This is a genomic window from Acidovorax sp. SRB_24 (assembly GCF_012931925.1).
This window is the reverse complement of the sequence record NZ_MWOM01000256.1, coordinates 1-427: the sequence shown is the minus strand read 5'-3', so window position 1 is coordinate 427 and position 427 is coordinate 1. Positions and strand designations below refer to the sequence as shown.

Below are 427 nucleotides of genomic sequence, written 5' to 3'. Positions count from 1 at the left end.
GCCGCAGCGGCAGTGCCACAGGCGCTGGGGCAGGTGGTGCAGGTCGTCGAGCAGCGTGCGCGCGCGCTCTAGGTGCTCGCCGTACTCGAGCCAGATTTCGGGCAGGCACTCGTGCGGCGGCAGGTGGCCGGCGGCCGCGCCCAGGTACTGGCGCTGCACGGTGGCGGGCATGCCGGCTTCGCACAGCAGGTCGGCCCACAGGGTGGCCAGGGCGGCGTTCGGGGCCTGGGTCAGGCGCTGCACAGTCTGGCTCCTTTTTGGACGGCGGCGCTTCGGAGGCAAGCGCCTGTGCCATTGTGGGCGCTGCGCCGACCGCGCAAGCGCCAACGCCAACCGGGGTCTTCCCTAGGCCGACACACCCTCTGCGGCGCGCTCGGCATAGCGCGTGAAGCGCCACGCCGTGCCCTGCTGCGTGATGCGGCGCCAG

The 427-nt window shown here is 73.1% G+C and carries 1 protein-coding gene and 1 pseudogene; both read right to left on the bottom strand.

What is annotated here, in order from left to right; genetic code table 11:
* A partial coding sequence (locus tag B2J89_RS21835) for a putative signal transducing protein (protein WP_169170871.1) occupies positions 1-243 on the bottom strand: 243 nt, incomplete at its 3' end.
* 102 nt (positions 244-345) lie between these two features.
* A pseudogene (locus B2J89_RS23375) lies at positions 346-427 on the bottom strand (Fe-S protein); the annotation flags it as partial.